Source organism: Haloferax sp. KTX1, from assembly GCF_902410085.1.
GTDB lineage: Archaea > Halobacteriota > Halobacteria > Halobacteriales > Haloferacaceae > Haloferax > Haloferax massiliensis.
Genome location: NZ_CABPRH010000005.1, coordinates 1 through 14,484, shown reverse-complemented (window position 1 = coordinate 14,484; position 14,484 = coordinate 1). Strand labels below are relative to the sequence as shown.

16 protein-coding genes are annotated in these 14,484 nt (G+C 67.8%); 1 reads left to right on the top strand and 15 read right to left on the bottom strand.

Annotated elements, in window-relative coordinates; all coding sequences use genetic code 11:
• Positions 1–201 precede the first annotated feature (201 nt).
• From FY251_RS09735 to FY251_RS09680, 12 genes are read right to left on the bottom strand one after another with little or no spacing between them, the layout of a single operon-like run.
• Entirely contained in the window at positions 202–837 is a 636-nt protein-coding gene (locus FY251_RS09735; protein ID WP_187367380.1) for a molybdenum cofactor guanylyltransferase, read from the bottom strand.
• A gap of 10 nt (positions 838–847) precedes the next feature.
• A complete protein-coding gene (locus FY251_RS09730) occupies positions 848–2,146 on the bottom strand; it encodes a P-loop NTPase (RefSeq protein ID WP_148414540.1) in 1,299 nt (432 codons plus the stop codon).
• Between the two features lie 2 nt (positions 2,147–2,148).
• Positions 2,149–2,979, bottom strand: a complete 831-nt coding sequence (locus tag FY251_RS09725) for a HEAT repeat domain-containing protein (protein WP_148414539.1) — start codon at positions 2,977–2,979, stop codon at positions 2,149–2,151.
• Complete coding sequence (locus tag FY251_RS09720; protein WP_148414538.1) at positions 2,976–3,875, bottom strand: hypothetical protein; 900 nt, start codon at positions 3,873–3,875, stop codon at positions 2,976–2,978. The genes FY251_RS09725 and FY251_RS09720 overlap by 4 nt, the downstream gene beginning before the upstream one ends.
• The gene (locus tag FY251_RS09715) at positions 3,872–4,642 is read right to left on the bottom strand and encodes a molecular chaperone TorD family protein (RefSeq protein WP_148414537.1); all 771 of its coding nucleotides are present in this window, start codon (positions 4,640–4,642) and stop codon (positions 3,872–3,874) included. The genes FY251_RS09720 and FY251_RS09715 overlap by 4 nt, the downstream gene beginning before the upstream one ends.
• A 10-nt stretch (positions 4,643–4,652) precedes the next feature.
• Positions 4,653–5,468 carry an ethylbenzene dehydrogenase-related protein gene (locus FY251_RS09710; RefSeq protein ID WP_148414536.1) on the bottom strand — a complete coding sequence of 272 codons (816 nt, stop codon included), beginning with the start codon at positions 5,466–5,468 and terminating at the stop codon, positions 4,653–4,655.
• A 58-nt stretch (positions 5,469–5,526) separates the two neighbouring features.
• On the bottom strand, positions 5,527–6,597 hold the full coding sequence (locus FY251_RS09705) for a 4Fe-4S dicluster domain-containing protein (protein ID WP_148414535.1): 1,071 nt from the start codon (positions 6,595–6,597) through the stop codon (positions 5,527–5,529).
• Complete coding sequence (locus FY251_RS09700; protein WP_148414534.1) at positions 6,594–9,545, bottom strand: molybdopterin-dependent oxidoreductase; 2,952 nt, start codon at positions 9,543–9,545, stop codon at positions 6,594–6,596. The genes FY251_RS09705 and FY251_RS09700 overlap by 4 nt, the downstream gene beginning before the upstream one ends.
• Positions 9,542–9,754: a hypothetical protein gene (locus FY251_RS09695; RefSeq protein ID WP_148414533.1), complete on the bottom strand. Its 213-nt coding sequence runs from the start codon at positions 9,752–9,754 to the stop codon at positions 9,542–9,544. Before FY251_RS09695 ends, FY251_RS09700 begins: the two co-directional genes overlap by 4 nt.
• Positions 9,747–11,195: a cytochrome bc complex cytochrome b subunit gene (locus FY251_RS09690; RefSeq protein WP_148414532.1), complete on the bottom strand. Its 1,449-nt coding sequence runs from the start codon at positions 11,193–11,195 to the stop codon at positions 9,747–9,749. Before FY251_RS09690 ends, FY251_RS09695 begins: the two co-directional genes overlap by 8 nt.
• Positions 11,195–11,848: a ubiquinol-cytochrome c reductase iron-sulfur subunit gene (locus tag FY251_RS09685; protein WP_148414531.1), complete on the bottom strand. Its 654-nt coding sequence runs from the start codon at positions 11,846–11,848 to the stop codon at positions 11,195–11,197. The genes FY251_RS09690 and FY251_RS09685 overlap by 1 nt, the downstream gene beginning before the upstream one ends.
• Positions 11,848–12,423 (bottom strand): hypothetical protein, encoded by a 576-nt coding sequence (locus FY251_RS09680; protein ID WP_148414530.1) that lies wholly within the window; start codon positions 12,421–12,423, stop codon positions 11,848–11,850. Before FY251_RS09680 ends, FY251_RS09685 begins: the two co-directional genes overlap by 1 nt.
• Positions 12,424–12,686: 263 nt before the next feature.
• Between FY251_RS09680 and narO the strand changes: the two genes are divergently transcribed.
• Complete coding sequence (gene narO, locus FY251_RS09675; RefSeq protein WP_148414529.1) at positions 12,687–13,322, top strand: transcriptional regulator NarO; 636 nt, start codon at positions 12,687–12,689, stop codon at positions 13,320–13,322.
• A gap of 93 nt (positions 13,323–13,415) precedes the next feature.
• On the opposite strand, the gene FY251_RS23085 is transcribed toward narO, so the two are convergent.
• From FY251_RS23085 to FY251_RS09665, 3 genes are all read right to left on the bottom strand, one after another.
• A complete protein-coding gene (locus FY251_RS23085; RefSeq protein ID WP_255516672.1) occupies positions 13,416–13,541 on the bottom strand; it encodes a hypothetical protein in 126 nt (41 codons plus the stop codon).
• Between the two features lie 134 nt (positions 13,542–13,675).
• Positions 13,676–14,074: a hypothetical protein gene (locus tag FY251_RS09670; RefSeq protein WP_148414528.1), complete on the bottom strand. Its 399-nt coding sequence runs from the start codon at positions 14,072–14,074 to the stop codon at positions 13,676–13,678.
• Positions 14,071–14,484 (bottom strand): ParA family protein (locus FY251_RS09665; RefSeq protein ID WP_148414527.1); only part of this gene is annotated, 414 nt, incomplete at its 5' end. The genes FY251_RS09670 and FY251_RS09665, both read right to left, overlap by 4 nt.

Below are 14,484 nucleotides of genomic sequence, written 5' to 3'. Positions count from 1 at the left end.
TGATAGACATCTGTCACAGCTCACCCGAGAAACGCCGAATTGGGGTGCGGCCGAAGAGGCCGTTGTCGGAATCGATCGCGAGCGGTCTTCGTTGTATCATGCGATCTATTCTTGTTCAGTTTCGAGTGGCCGTGGGTGATGTTCACGGCAGATATATTGAGTTAATAGCACAACACAGTTGACTCAGAAATAGCCGCAAGCTCACTCGGCAAACCGTTGACGGAGCCCGCTGAGCTCCGCTCGCGTGTTCACGTTCGCCATCGACGCTTCGAGCGAGAGGGAGTCGGGTACCGACGACGAGTCGACGCGGTCGACCGAGAGTTCGGAGACGAGGGCGCGGAGGCTGTTCGAACCGAGCCGCCGGTCGCATCGCGCCGCCAACGCCGACGTTCGGTAAACTCCGTGGAGGGGCTGTCGGCGACCCGCCGAATCGACCGGGAGCGTCGCGTCAGCGCCTGAGCCGACGTGACGGTCGATGAGCCACGACACGGCCGCGACCGACAACAGCGGCATATCGCAACCGCAGACGAAGGCGTGGTCGGTCGAAACCGCGTCGAGCGCGGCACAGAGGCCGGCGACGGGGCCGTTACACCAGTTCGCGTCCGCGACGTACCGCACGGGGTCGGCGTCGCTCAGTACGCGGTCCACAGCCGCGCGTTTGTCGCGCGGTCCCGCGGCGACGATCGGTCGACGCCTCGTCGCCGCCCGGACGCGCCGGACGACGCGTTCGACGAGCGGGCGTCCATCGAAACTGGCCGCCGCCTTGCACTCCTCACCGAACCGCTCGCTCCGGCCGCCGGCGAGCACGACGCCGGTCACCGGTGGCTGTCGTTCCATCGGACCTCGCTTACGGTTTCGTCGCAGTCAACAGCCAGTCGTTCGGCGTTCGGCGTTCGACGCTGAACCCGTCGATTTCCGCGGGGTCGTGGTCGGTCAGTCCGCCGAGGAACCGCCGGACTGGCGTCGGGTCGCGGTCGCTGACGAGCGCGAACGCTTCGCCGCTCGCGAGCGCGGTGAACCGTTCTGCGACCCGCTCCTTCCGTCGCTCCGGCGGGTCCCCGCGGATGTCGAGTGCGTCGTCGGGAGCGTCGACATCCCACGCGGTCGCCGCCGCCTCGGAGACCGACTCCGCGAGCGTCTCGAACGCGGGTGCGGCGTCTCCGGGGACGGGCGTCTCCTGAAACCGCGGGGAGAACGGGAGTTCGGCGAGCACCGTCGCGTCGAGCCGTTCGCCGGCGGCCTCGCCGGGGAAGAGCCGGTGAGTGTCGCCGCAGGAGGGACAGGCGAACTCGCCCATATTGACGACCGCCCCGAGAACCGGAACCCCGTTGTCGCGGAAGAGTTCGATGCTCCGCGCCGTATCGTCCAGGCTCGACTCGAAGGGCGTCGTCACAACGACGACGCCGTCGACGGAAATCTCTTGGAGCGTGGTCAGGACCACGTCGCCGGTCCCCGGCGGCAGGTCCAACACGAGCGTGTCGTCGGCGCTCCAGGCGGTGTCCGCGAACAGTTCGGTCAGCGCGTCGTGCGCCATCGCACCCCGCCACGCCAGCGGCGCGCCCGACTCCATCAATCCGACGCTCATCACGTCGAGCGAGGCGTCGGGGCCCCTCACCGAGACGGGCAGCGGGTGACCTCCGTCGTCCGAGTGGACGTGGCCTTCGACGTCGAGCAACGAGGGAACGTTCGGGCCGTGGATGTCCGCGTCGAACAGCCCGGCTGGACGCTCGCCGGCGAGTGCGCACGCCAGGCGGGTCGAAACGGTCGATTTCCCGACGCCGCCCTTGGCACTGGCGACGGCGATGACGGTGTCGAACGCGTCCACGCCGGTCGCACCGTCGCCGGACGACGGCGAGACGGGCTCGACGTGCGCACCCTCGACCGCGGGCACGTCGCGGACCGCCTGCGCCATCGCGCGCATGACCCGCGTCGCGTTCGCGTCGTCGAACTCCGACACGGCCGCGCGGACGGTCACGCTCGCCCCGTCGACGGCTATCGATTCGACCAGCCCGGCCTCGAAGACGTCGACGTCGGCATCGGGGTCTCGGACGGCTCGGAGCGCGGATTCGACGCGGTCTCGAAGCTCGGACTCGGTGTCTGGCTCGCTATTCGACGGGTCGTGGTTCGTCGGGTCGTGTTCGCTCATGGTCAGAGGTTCGGCGTTCGATTGAGGTCGTCTTCGCCGGGGAGAGTGCGGTCGGTCTCGTCGAGGACGCCCGTGAACTGGCGGCGGAAGCTTCCGGAATCGACTTCGCGGGCCCGGACCGCCGTCTCTCGGACGACGCTTCGCTCGTCGTCGGCGAGCCGGGACAGCGCCTCGGCCGCCCGGTCGTTGTCGATTCCGCCGAGCAGGTGCGCCGCCCACTCTCGCACCCGCTCGCTCGGGTCGTCGGCGGCGGCAACGAGCGCGTCGCACGCGCCCTCGCCGCGGCGTTTGAAAAGCGAGACGAGCGCGTTTCGCCGGGCGGCGTGGTGCTCGTCGTCGAGCGCGGCTTCGATGACCGCTTCGTGTTCCGCCCGGTCCAGGCGGTCGAGCGCGACGACGGCCTCGGCCCGAACCCACGGGTCGGGGTCGTCGGTCAGCGCCCGCGCGGTCTCGGCCGCGAGGTCGCCGCCGTGTTTCGCCAGCGCCTCCACGGCGAACTGCCGCACTTCGGCGACTTCGTCCGTCGTCGCCGCGCGGGACAGCGCCTCAACGACGACCTCGTCGCCCTCCCGTTCGGCGAGCGCGAGTGCGGCCCGACGACGCTCGACCGCGTCGTCGTCGGCGAGCGACGCAAGCAGGTCAGACACCGGATGGTCCTCGACGGGCTCCGTGTCGCTTGCACCGAGTTCGGCGAGCGTCGCCTCGCCGATGGTCACGTCGCGGTCGACTTCGATGTCTTCGAGGCCCGCGGGGTCGGCACCGAATCCGGGGCTCTGTTCGGGGTGTAGCTGTGGGTCCGGCGGTCCGTCGGTCGCCTCCTCTTCGTCTCTCACGCTCGCTCACCCCCGTCGTACGCGACCAACGCGGCCGCGACGACGACCCCGGTTGCTCGGAGCACCGTCGCGGGGACGCCGGCCGCGCAGAACAACGCGGCTCCGAGTGCGACGGCGAGCCGACCGTCGCGGAGCGCGGAGACGACGCCGGCTGTTCCGCCGGCCGCGGCGAAGGCGACGAGACCCGCCGGAACGCCGACGACACCGCCGCCGACGAGCAGTACCGCCCCCGCGACGTACGGTGCGCTCGCGGCGGTTGCAAGCACAGTCGCTCCCGCGGCGACACCGGCAAGCGCGCTGGTTCGGTCCCAGCCGACAGCGAGCGGGACGACGCCGACCGCGGTGAGCGCGACCCCGGAGCCGAGCGGCCGAAGCGTCGCCGGCATCACGCCGGCGGTCGCCGCGAGAGAGGTCGCCACGCCGACCGCGGCGAGGCCGACCGGCGCGGCTCGTCGGACTCCGTTCCACTCTCGTTTCCGTCCGAGCGCGACGAGCCTGTCCGCCGCGACGACCGCGAAGCCGACCGAAACGCCGATTGCGGCCGGCCGCCACGCCGCGGCCGCCGTCACGAGTGCCAGGACTCCGAACCCGCCGACGAAGGCGAGCCCCACGCGTTCGGCTCCGGCGTCGGCGGTCGACGCGAGAAGCAGCGCCGCGAGCGCGGGCCCGACGACGGCGAGGCCCGACCAGTCCGCCGCGAGCGTCGCGACGCCCCCCGGGAGGCCGCCGGGAACGTTGTGGCCGACGCGATACGCCGTCACCGCGGCGACCGGGCACAGCGCCAGTACCCCGGTCAGTATCCGAAACGTTCGCCCGGGCGTTCGAGACCGAAGCGCGGCGATACCGGCCAACGGGGAGGTCGAACCGACCGCATCTTCGACTCCGCGACCGCTCATGCGCCGTCACCTCCCTCGAACCGCGCGGCGAGCGCGCGCTGGTCGGCGGCGACGAACCGGTCGAGGAAGTCCGCGACTTCGCCGTACAGGCCCGAGCCGGGCGTGTCGGCCGCTCGTTCAGCCAAGCCCCCGGCGACGACGTGGAGGTGGCGGTCGTGGAAATCGAGCCGCGCCCGCGCCGCGTCGTCGGCCCGCCCGCCGCCCGGGTCGGCCGCGGCCTCCAGCCGCGCGAGGTAGCCCGCGAACTGGAGTTCGTACGGGAGATAGTCGTGGTTGTCACGGGTCTCCGGGTCGATTTCGAGCCCGAAGTAGTCGTACGCGCGTGCGAGGTCGAGATTCACGTCGTTCCACGCCGCGTCGGGGCGGTACGACGACTCGTACAGCGAGATTCGCGGCCCCTCGCTGTCGAGCGAGCCGTCGGTTCGGTCCGCGTACTCGGCGTAGCCGACCGTGAACAGGTCGTTGAACCGGGCACACGCCGTCTCGTAGTCGTCTTCGACGGTCAGCTCCGGCGGGGCGACCGAGAGCCCGGTCGCACCGAGGAGTCCCCGGACGGTCTCGTCGACTTCCCCGGCGGCGAGTCGCTCGTGGAGCCGCTCGTCGGGCTCGTCGAGCAACGTCGCCAGCGCGGTATAGATCGCCGCCCGCGCCGCCGCGGGTCGGTCGACCGCGCTCGAATCGATTCGGTCGGTGTCGTTGTTCGTATCGCTGTTGGTGTCGCGGTTCGTGTCGTCGGTTCGCGTCTCCGCGTGGGTGTTCGTATCCATCGTCGTGTCCTCAGTTCTTCCGCACCGCTTCGATAGTCACGAGCGCGACGCCGACGATGGCGAGACCGGCGACGGCCCACAGTATCGACTCGTACGGCGGCCCCTGCGGTCCGGGACCGAACGGGAAGTGATACCAGTCGCTGACCGATTTCCGGCCGGAACGCTCCATCTCGGACCCGTTCCACACCGCGAAGGCCACGTCCACGTCGTTGTCGACGGCGAACGAGGTCCGGTTCGCGGCGTCCGAGTCGAGCGGCCGCGACATGACGACCGTCCAGCGGCCGTCGTCGTGGCTCGCCGCCGTCTCGACGGCCGTCCGTTCGAACTCGGTCGTCGACCCCGGGCCGCCGGCGAGCAGTTCCTCGCTCTCGCCGTCGGCGCTCCAGTACCAGACGTTCACCAGGTTCCGCGTGCTCCCCATCGAAATCGGGGGGCGGACCGAGGTGTTGACCGGTACCTGCACCGCGGCCGCGTCGAGGAACGACCGCGGACCGGTGGCGTTGCGGTCGGCGGTTCCGTCGGCCCACGAGAGCCGGAGATACAACCGCTCGTCGGTCCGGGCCGACTGGACGCGAACCGATTCGACGGAGGTGTCGCTCGCGTTCGGAACGCCGCTGGGCGCGCTCGTCAGCGGGACGGTCACCGACGGAACGGTGTCCCACGCCTCGCTCGTCGGCCGCTGGGGCCGGTCGTCGGCAGCGACCGATCCGACGGGAATCTCGTTCGCGGGGCGCGCGGACACCGCCGCGGGGCCGGCGACTGCGGCGGCCAAGAGCAGCGCCACGACGGCGACCGCGCCGACGGCGACCGCTCGACGCTCACGCATCAGTCGAACACCCCCGGGGCGAGGCCCGGCGAGCCCGACTCCGCTCGCGTTGCTCGCATCAGTCGAACACCTCCAACCGGTACTTCCGGGCCGGGTTGGTGTCGGTCAGCATGTCGAGGAGTTCGCTTTCCCCGCCGCGGTCGACCTTGTCGCGTTCCTTCTCGATGGTGTCGAGCGCCTCGTGGACGCGGTCGCCGAACAGCTCTTCGAGGTAGTTACGGGGGATGCGGTCCACGTCCACCGTCTCGCCGTCCTCGGAGTGCTGCGGCGGCGCGAACGGCGGGATGTAGTAGACGTTCGGCTGCGTCTGGTACTCCGGATGCAGCGGGAGCGCGACCTCGTACTCCTCGACGAGCTTGTGAATCGGCCCCTGTTCGTCGTCGAGGAACCCGACGAGTCGCAACTGCGGCGGGCAGTCCTCCGCGCAGGCGGGGGCGAACGTCTCGCCGTCCGGGCCCTCGCCCTCGATGCGGGGGTAACAGAAGATGCACTTCTCGGAGGTCTTCTGCGTCGCGTTGTAGTACACCTTCTTGTACGGACAGCCCTCGACGCAGTAGCGGTAGCCGCGGCAGCGCTCCTGGTCGATGAGGACGATGCCGTCCTCCTCGCGCTTGTAGATGGCCTTCCGCGGGCACGCTTCCACGCAGGACGGGTGCGTGCAGTGGTTGCAGATGCGCGGGAGGTAGAAGTAATACGAGTTCGGATGCTCGCCCGCGCCTTGGTCTTCGTCCCAGTTCGGCCCCCACTCGGGGTCGCTGTCGGGACGCAGCGGCCGGTCGCCGCCGTTGTACATGACCTCCTCGTGGTTGAACGACCACGCGTCGCCGTAGTCCGCTTGGTCGGGGATGTCGCCGGGGTTTCGCTCGGTGTGTTCGGCGTCCGTCCAGCCGCCGCCGGAGTCCTCCCAGTCGCGCGGGTAGCCCTTGCCGGGCTTCGTCTCGACGTTGTTCCAGTACATGTAGTCGCGGCCGCCGCCCTCCGTCCAGAGCGACTTGCACGCGACCGTGCAGGTCTGACAGCCGATGCACTTGTTCAGGTCCATCACCATGGCGACCTGGTGGTCGACGCCGTCGGCGAGGTTCACCCCGTCGCCGTCGGCCTGTGCCGCTGGCCCGTCGTCGGTGCTCATTCGGCGTCACCTCCGCCTTTCCGCACGTCGACGCGGACGTCGCTGTTGACCCCCGTCGGCCCCCAGTAGTTGGGGAAAAAGTAGAGGTGTTCACCGGAGTCCGCCGGGTACTGGACCAACTGCGTCGGCTTCATGTACATCGGGACGAGCGAGTTGAAGTTCGTGTCGCCGTCGAACTGGAACCGCTCCCAGGCGAAGTACATCCGCGCCGTGCCGCGCTGGCTGCTCGGGTAGAGCTTCGCCTGCAGTTCGACCGACGCGAGGTCGTTGAACACTTCCACGGTGTCGCCGTCTTCGATGCCCCGTTCGGCGGCGTCCTCGGGATGGAGGTAGACCACCGGTTCCCCGCGCTGGAGGCGGAGCAGTTTCTCGTTGTCCCGCCACGTGGAGTGGATAGACCACCGTCCGTGGGGCGTGTTGTACTCCATCGGGTAGTCGCCGCCCGTCTGCGTCGGCCCCTCCTTGTGGGTCGGCAACTGCTCGCCGAGTTCGAGGAACCAGTCGTGGTCGATGTAGTACTGCTGTCTGCCGGTGACGGTCGGCCACGGGTTCTTGTCTTGGACGAAGTCCTTCCACGGCGTGTACGCCTCGCCGTCCTCGATGTCGGAGGTCCAGTGGTCGCCGGCGGCCAAGAGCCGCTGGGGCTGTTCGACCGTGTCGGCGAACGTTATCCGGTCGTCGCTCTCGGACGGGTTCGACTCCTCGGAGTGTTCGAGGATGTACTCGCAGGCGGCGCGGTCCTCGGCGAGGGCGTCGGCCTCGCCGGTCTCCCAGTCGCGGACGTAGTCGTCGTGGACGGACTGGAGGTCGATGTCGCGGTCGAACTTCCGGTCCGAAATCGGCCCGACGCCGCGCTCGGTGGCGACCTCCTGAACCTTCGCGGCGAGTTCGCGGAATATCTGCCAGTCGGTCTTCGACTCGCCGAGCGGTTCGACCGCTGGCGTGAACGGGTGCACGTAGCTGTGCATGTCCGTCATCGAGAGGTCGTGTTTCTCGTAGTGGCTCGCGGTCGGCAACACGATGTCCGAGTACAGCGCCGTCGAGTCCATCCGGAAGTTGATGTCGACGACGAGGTCGAGTTTCGGCCACAGCTCCTCCTCGACGGCGACGTTCCCCTTCGCCTGGTTGAAGTAGTTGCCGCGCCAGACGAACATCGTCGTCGGGTCGGGACGAGAGCCGTCGTCGCGCTCCTCGGGGTAGACCGGCATCCACCCCTCGTCGATGGACTCCCGTATCTTCGCGGCCGTGTCGGCGTCGGTGTTGTCGAGGATGCCCGCGTGGTAGTAGGTCCACAGCGTCGTCGGCACCCCGCGGACGTTGCCCGTCGGGAACGACAGCGTCTTCCAGCCGTGGAACGTCCATATCTTCTCCTGGCCGACGTAGTGGTCCAGCCCGGTCCCCTGCTCGCCGAGGTTGCCCGTCAGCGTGACGAGCAACTGGAGCGCGCGGTTCCCGAGGTCGTTGTGGTACCAGTCGTTGACGCCCTTCCCCTGGATTATCTTCGCCTTGTCGGCCTCGGCGAACTCGCGGGCGACGCGCTGGTACGTCTCCTCGCCGACGCCGGTCTCGTCGTGGACCGTCTCGGGGTCCCAGTTGTCGAGTTCGTCCCGCAACTCCGCCCACACGGTCCGGACGCGGACGCGCCCGCTTTCGGTTCTGACCGTGGTTTCGCCGTCCAGTTGCGGGTCGAAGTCGAGTTCGATGCTCTTGGAGTAGTCTTTCTGTCCGTCGCGTTCGCCGAGCGACCCCGGCGCCTCGCGGAGGCGTCCGTCGGAGTCGAGCATGAGCAACATCCACTCGGGTCGGTCGGCGTCGGTCGAGACCGATGGAACCTCGCTCGCGCGGAGGAACTTCCCGGTGTCCTGCCGGACCAAAAGCGGCATGTCAGTCTGCTCTTTGAGGTGGCCCTCGTCGTACAGTTCCTCGGCGACGATGGTCCGAGCCATGCCGAGCGCGAGCGCGGTGTCGGTGCCCGAATCGGGACTGAGCCACTCGTCGGTGTGGACGGCCGTCTGCGAGTAGTCGGTGAAGACGCCGACGCGCTTCGTCCCGTTGTAGCCCGATTCGAGGAAGTACTTCGCGTCGGGGATGCGGGTGACGTTGATGTTCGACCCCCACGCGATGATGTAGTCGGCGTTGTACCAGTCGGCGCTCTCGGCGTTGTCGGTCTGGGTGCCCCACGTGATGGGCTGACCCGGCGGCAGGTCGGAGTACCAGTCGTAAAACGAGTGGCTGACGCCGCCGAGGAGGTTGATGAGCCGCGACCCGCTGGCGAACGAGACGGGGCTCATCGCCGGGATGGGCGTGAAGCCGCTGATGGCGTCGTACCGTCCCGCCTGCACCTCGTCGACGACGTGCTCGGCGATTTCGGTGAGCGCCTCGTCCCACGAGATGCGCCGCCACTTCCCCTCGCCGCGCTCGCCGACGCGCTTCAGCGGGTGTTTGATTCGCTCGTCCGCGTTGACGTAGTCGGTGTAACACGCGCCCTTCTGACAGCCGCGGGGGTTCGGGTCGGGCAGGCTCTCGTCGAACCGCGGGTAGTCGCCGGCCTGCTCTTCGCGCCACACCTGTCCGTTTTTGACGTAGACGTTCCACGAGCAGCTGCCGGTGCAGTTGACGCTGTGGGTCGACCGGGAGACCGAGTCCCAGTCCCACTTCTCGCGGTACAGGTCCTCCCAGTCCCGGTAGGGGTAGTTCCCGATGGGGTCGTCGACGGGGTTCAGCCCGCCCATCTGGAACAGCGGGTCGTCGTCGGCCGCGGACCGGCCGATGCCCAGAAGCGAGGCGATGCCGACGCCTTCGAGGAACCGGCGACGGGAGACGCTCGTCCCCTCGGTCGCCGGCTCTCCCGGCGGGTCGCCGACCGCCGGCGGGCCGTCCGTCTGTTCGGCTTGCGATTCGTCCGTTCCCGACTCGTCGTCGGGGGTCGAGGTGTTCGTTCGGTTCATGAGTCTCTCTGTAGGAAGACGGTCGTTAGTGCCAGTCCAGCGCCCAGAACGCCGAGGGAGATTCCCACGAGCGTGTCGCCGCCCGCGTCGAGGCCGACGGCGACGAGCGCCACGCCGAGGAGTTTGCTCGCGCGGTCGAGGTGTCGGTACGTCCGAGGCGAGAGTTCGATGCGTCGCCGCGGAGCCCCGCCGGTGTTCGCGTCAGTCATCGCCGGCCTCCCCCGGAACGCGCCCGGTTCGGCTCTCGTCCGCGTCGTCACCCAGCACGCGGTAGACGAGGGCCGCGGAGCCGACGGGAACGACGAACAACGCGACGGTCAGAATCGGGTTGACGACGCCGGTTCCGACGCCGAGCGCCCGGCCGAGGAGGTTGTTCATGCCCGCGATGGAGGCGATCATGATGAACTGAACCGCGGCGACGCCGACCGCGGTCTGCCACGGCCGGTCGAGGGGGTCAGCCGTGAAGTGGACCGACTCGTCGTGGTAGTCGACGAACGGCCACACCGCCACCGCGCCGAACACGAGCGTCGGCAGGAGGACGCCGCCGACGAACTCCGTCGAGACGTGGACGCCGGTGAACGGAACGGTGAACCCCATCCACGACGGGAGCAGTTTCAGCAGGCCGTAGACCCACATCAGGAACCAATCGGGCATGATGAGTTCCGGCGTCCCCGCGGGGTTGTTCGGCCCGTACTCGGCGATGTTGTGGACCGGAAGGAACCCGGCCAGCATCGCCAGCGTGGCCAGCGTGAGGAAGAACACGACCGCGCTCACGGCCGCCTGGTTGGGGAACGCCGGGAGACCGACGACGACGCTGTCGTCGTCCCTCGGGACGGTCTGTTCGGTGCCGCCGTCGCTCGCCGTGGAGCCCTCTGCCGGGCGTCGGTCCCGGTTTCCGAGTCCGCGGACGTCGTCATCGCGGGGGGCCTCCGTGTGCTTCTGGCGGACGAGAATCGCCATATGCACCGCCAGCAGCCCCCCGATTGCCACGGGGATGACGAGGACGTGGAGGAAGTAGAGCCGGGGTATCGTCGCGCTCGACGGGAACTCCCCCCCGAAGAACGCTTTCCCGGCTACCCCCCCGACGAGCGGAATCGACGTAGCGAGGCTGTAACCGATGCCGGTGGCCGTCGCGGCGAACTCGTCGAAGGGAAGTGCGTAGCCCGTATAGGCCGCGCCCATCGAGAGTCCGGCGAGGCCGGTGCCGACGACCCAGTTCGGCTCGCGCGGATTGCGGTACGCCCCGGTGAAAAACACCCTGAGCATGTGCAGCCCGATGGACGCGACGAACAGGTGGGCCGCCCAGTGGTGCATCCGCCGGATGAACATCCCGAAGGGGATGTCGTAGGTGATGTGCAGGACGCTCGCGAACGCCTCGGGCACCTCTTGGCCTTGGAACTTCGCGACGCTCCCCTCGTATTCGACGCCGCTCGTCGACGGCTCGAAGAACATCCCGAGGAATATCCCCGTGAGGACGAGAAGCAGGAAGCAGAACAGCGCTACCTCGCCGAGGAGAAACGAGTCCTCGGCGGGGAACGCCTTCCCGAGGAACGCGCGGCCGCTGTCGAGGTCGAACCGCTCGTCTACCCAGTCGTACGCCTCGTCACCGGCGTCGCCGGCGCGGTCGGCGAGACGGTCGAGACGCGACATCACTCGCCCCCCGGGCCGACCGGCCCGTTGAAGTCGCCCGTGGCGATGAGATTGCCCTCGCTCGACAACGTGATTGGCAGTTGCGGGAGCGGTCTCGACGGCGGTCCACCGACCACTTTCGCGCCCGCGGTCGGGTCGAACTTCCCGAAGTGACACGGGCAGACGAACGTCTCTCCCTCCTCGTTCGACACCATACAGCCCGCGTGGGTACAGACCTTCGAGTAGGCGGCGTAACCCGACACCGTGTACTCAAGGTTCGTCGCGCCGCCGTAGGCGTCTTCGGCGTGTCTCACGAGCAGCGTCGGTGCCCGTTCGATGCCCGGCCGGGGCTCCGGGAACACGGTCATCTTCTCGCCTTCGCTCAGGGCGTTCTCGCCGACGCGTTCGCCCTCACCGTCGACGAGGTAGATGCCGTCCGAGTACACCGGCCCGGTGTACGAGCGCTCGAAGACGCGAGTCAGCCCGGCCAACGGTGCCGCGAGGCTCCCGACGGCGGTCAATCCCCCGACGCTGGCGAGCAGTTTCGCGTAGTCGCGGCGGGCGAGCGAGGCGCGGTCGTCGGAGAAGATGCTCGGCCGATAGTTGCCGTCGTCCCCGCAGTCATCGCAGTGCTCGTCGCAGTCGTCCGATGCGTTCTGATTGTCGAGTCTCATTAGTGTCCCCTCCGTTCTGCGACCTCGACGTGGGGGAGGAACCACGCGTAGTACGACACGGTGAGCAACGCGAGCGCGGTGAACATCCCCGCGGCGTAGACGCCGAAGTACTGGGTCCGCGCGAGCGTCAGGTACTCGCCGGTGAACAGCGCCGCGAAGACGATGGCGAGGATGGTCAGTCCGCCCATCGCCACGATTCCCTCGATGGCGTCGGAGGCGTCGTCGTACTCGACGACCCAGCGGTCCGCGGTCCAGAACCACGGCAGTCCGACCTGACCGCCGTCCGCGATCGTTGATTCGTCGCCCGGGCCATTCCTGACCGCCGTGTCCATGAACCGGTGGACCGCGGCGAGGACGCCGACGAGCGCGAAGAGCGCGACCCACACGATGACGCCCACCTGACTCGGCGCGAGTTTCTCCGGCGTGTCGACGATCTCCTGCAGCGGTCGCATCTCGGTGACGCTCTGGTCGATTTCTATCTGTTCGCTCGGTGGCTCGCCGTGCAGCGCCACGTACCACGTCGGCAGGAGCACCGCGACGACGAGCAGCAACACGACGACCGTCCCGCGTCTCACGGTGACTCACCCCGCGTACCGACTCGCCGCCTCGCGCTCCAAACGGGCGGCGTTCCGTTCGCCCGTTCGGCCCCGAGCAAGCTCGTATATGTCATACTTCGATTCGTTGGAGAATCTGCACCGAGGCCAGTAACACCCGAACCATAGGGTGCGGGGACTTTATACGGCTCTCGTGGGGAATCCACTCGAACACGGACCGGAATCACGAGACGGCAAACAGATTCGGCGAAGAGTATTTCAGAGCCACCGTCGTACGCCGACCTATGACCGAGGGCGTGCACGGTGAAATTCACGTGACTGACCCGTCTGTCTGCCGAGTGTCTGAAGCGTCGGCGGAGACCTCCGTCGAATCCGTCTCGCGGTCGGTGGCTGCCGACAACGACACCGCCGCGGTCGAGTTTACCGCCCCCTCGTCAGCCGCTATCGACGACGCGGACGAGGTGTTTCACCACGAGCAAAAGACGATTTATCGCGTGACCAGCGGCCCCGCCGAGGGGCCACGGTGCGCCTGCGAACTCGTCGAGTGTCACGGCTGTCCGGTCCGGCACCTCGAAGCGGAGTGCGGCACCGTCGTTCTGTCGTTCGTCGCTTCGGACCTCACATCGTTCCGCGACATCGTCGTCAATCTTAAATCGGAGTTCGACGGCATCTCACTTCGGCGACTCACGCAGTCGGAACCGGATTCCGTCTCCAGCTCGCTCGTGTTCGTTGACCGCGACAAATTGACGGCGAGACAGCGGGAGGTCCTTGAGACGGCCCACGAGATGGGGTACTTCGACCATCCCCGCGAGGCAAACGCGACGGAAGTCGCCGCGGCGCTCGATATCAACCGGTCGACGTTCACCGAGCATCTCTCGGCCGCCCAGTCGAAGCTTCTCGACGCGATTCTCGACGTGTAGTCGGGCCTAGCGTATGTATTCCCGCCCTATGGTGGGGTGTGATAGATACTGACAGCGCCTGTGCTTCGGGTAGTGGTCGCCGTGCCAGGCCAGTTAGTCTTCGACTGCCCGGAGTGCAGCGTCGAGGTGTTCGTCGACGCGGGCATCCGTGAGCGGATTCTCGACGATGGGTGCGTGCTGTGCGGTTCGCCGGTCGGGGCGGACGCGTTCGATTCGCATCCCGGAGAGTCGTGACCGGGGGTGGCGTCTCCAACGTCGCGAACGGCTACGGGGGCGGGACACGTGTCAGGCTCGACCGTCTCGCCGATGCGGGTCGAAGTCTCGAAGTTGCATTCCGCGTTGCTCCCGATTCGCTAGTCGAAGGTCATCCCGTAGCCCCACTCTTCGAGGCACTCTTCCGTTTCGTCGAGGTGCTGCAAGCCGACCTTCACGAGCGCTTCACGGAGGTCGGTGAGCGAGACGTTCTCTTCGAACCTATCTTCGAACTCTCGGAGGGCGTCTCGCTCCGCGACTTTCGTCTCCTTCTGCAAGAACAGCGGAACCCGGTCACGGCCGTCTTGGACGCCATCGCGGCGGAATTTGTACGGTATTTGGACCTGCTGGCGAGACTGGTTTGCGTCTGCACCCTCGGCTTGGTTCGAATCCCCCTCATCGGCCTGTTCGGGGGCTGGTTCCTCAGCCTCGGTCGCCGATTCAGGTGACGAATCGTCCGCGAACGGGTTTTCACCAGCTCCTTTCTTCATGCCAGTCATACCGTCATCACCTCGTGGTCGACGTCACCGGGTTCCGGAGGGTTCGGCGCGTCGATGCCGACCTGTTCTTCGAGATGCCTCGCGATGCGGTCGAACTGGGCGAGCGTCTCGATTTCGTAGTCACGGCGGCGGTCGCGATGCTCGCGAACGTACTTGAACGCCGAACATTGCTCCATCCAACAGCATTCCAAGAGGGAGGCACGCTCGCTGATGATTTCCGGAATCGGATAGTCGATTTCAGTCAGCACCTGCCGTTGGTCACGCGTGTTTTTGAATCCCGTCGGCACGGCGGCAAGCACACCGACGTCGATTTCGAGTTGGTCTTCGAAGCCCGCGACGAGAGCTTCGAGTCCTTCGACTGCTGCACGGCCCTTTGCGCTCGGCTCGACGGGGATGACAAGCGACCGCGT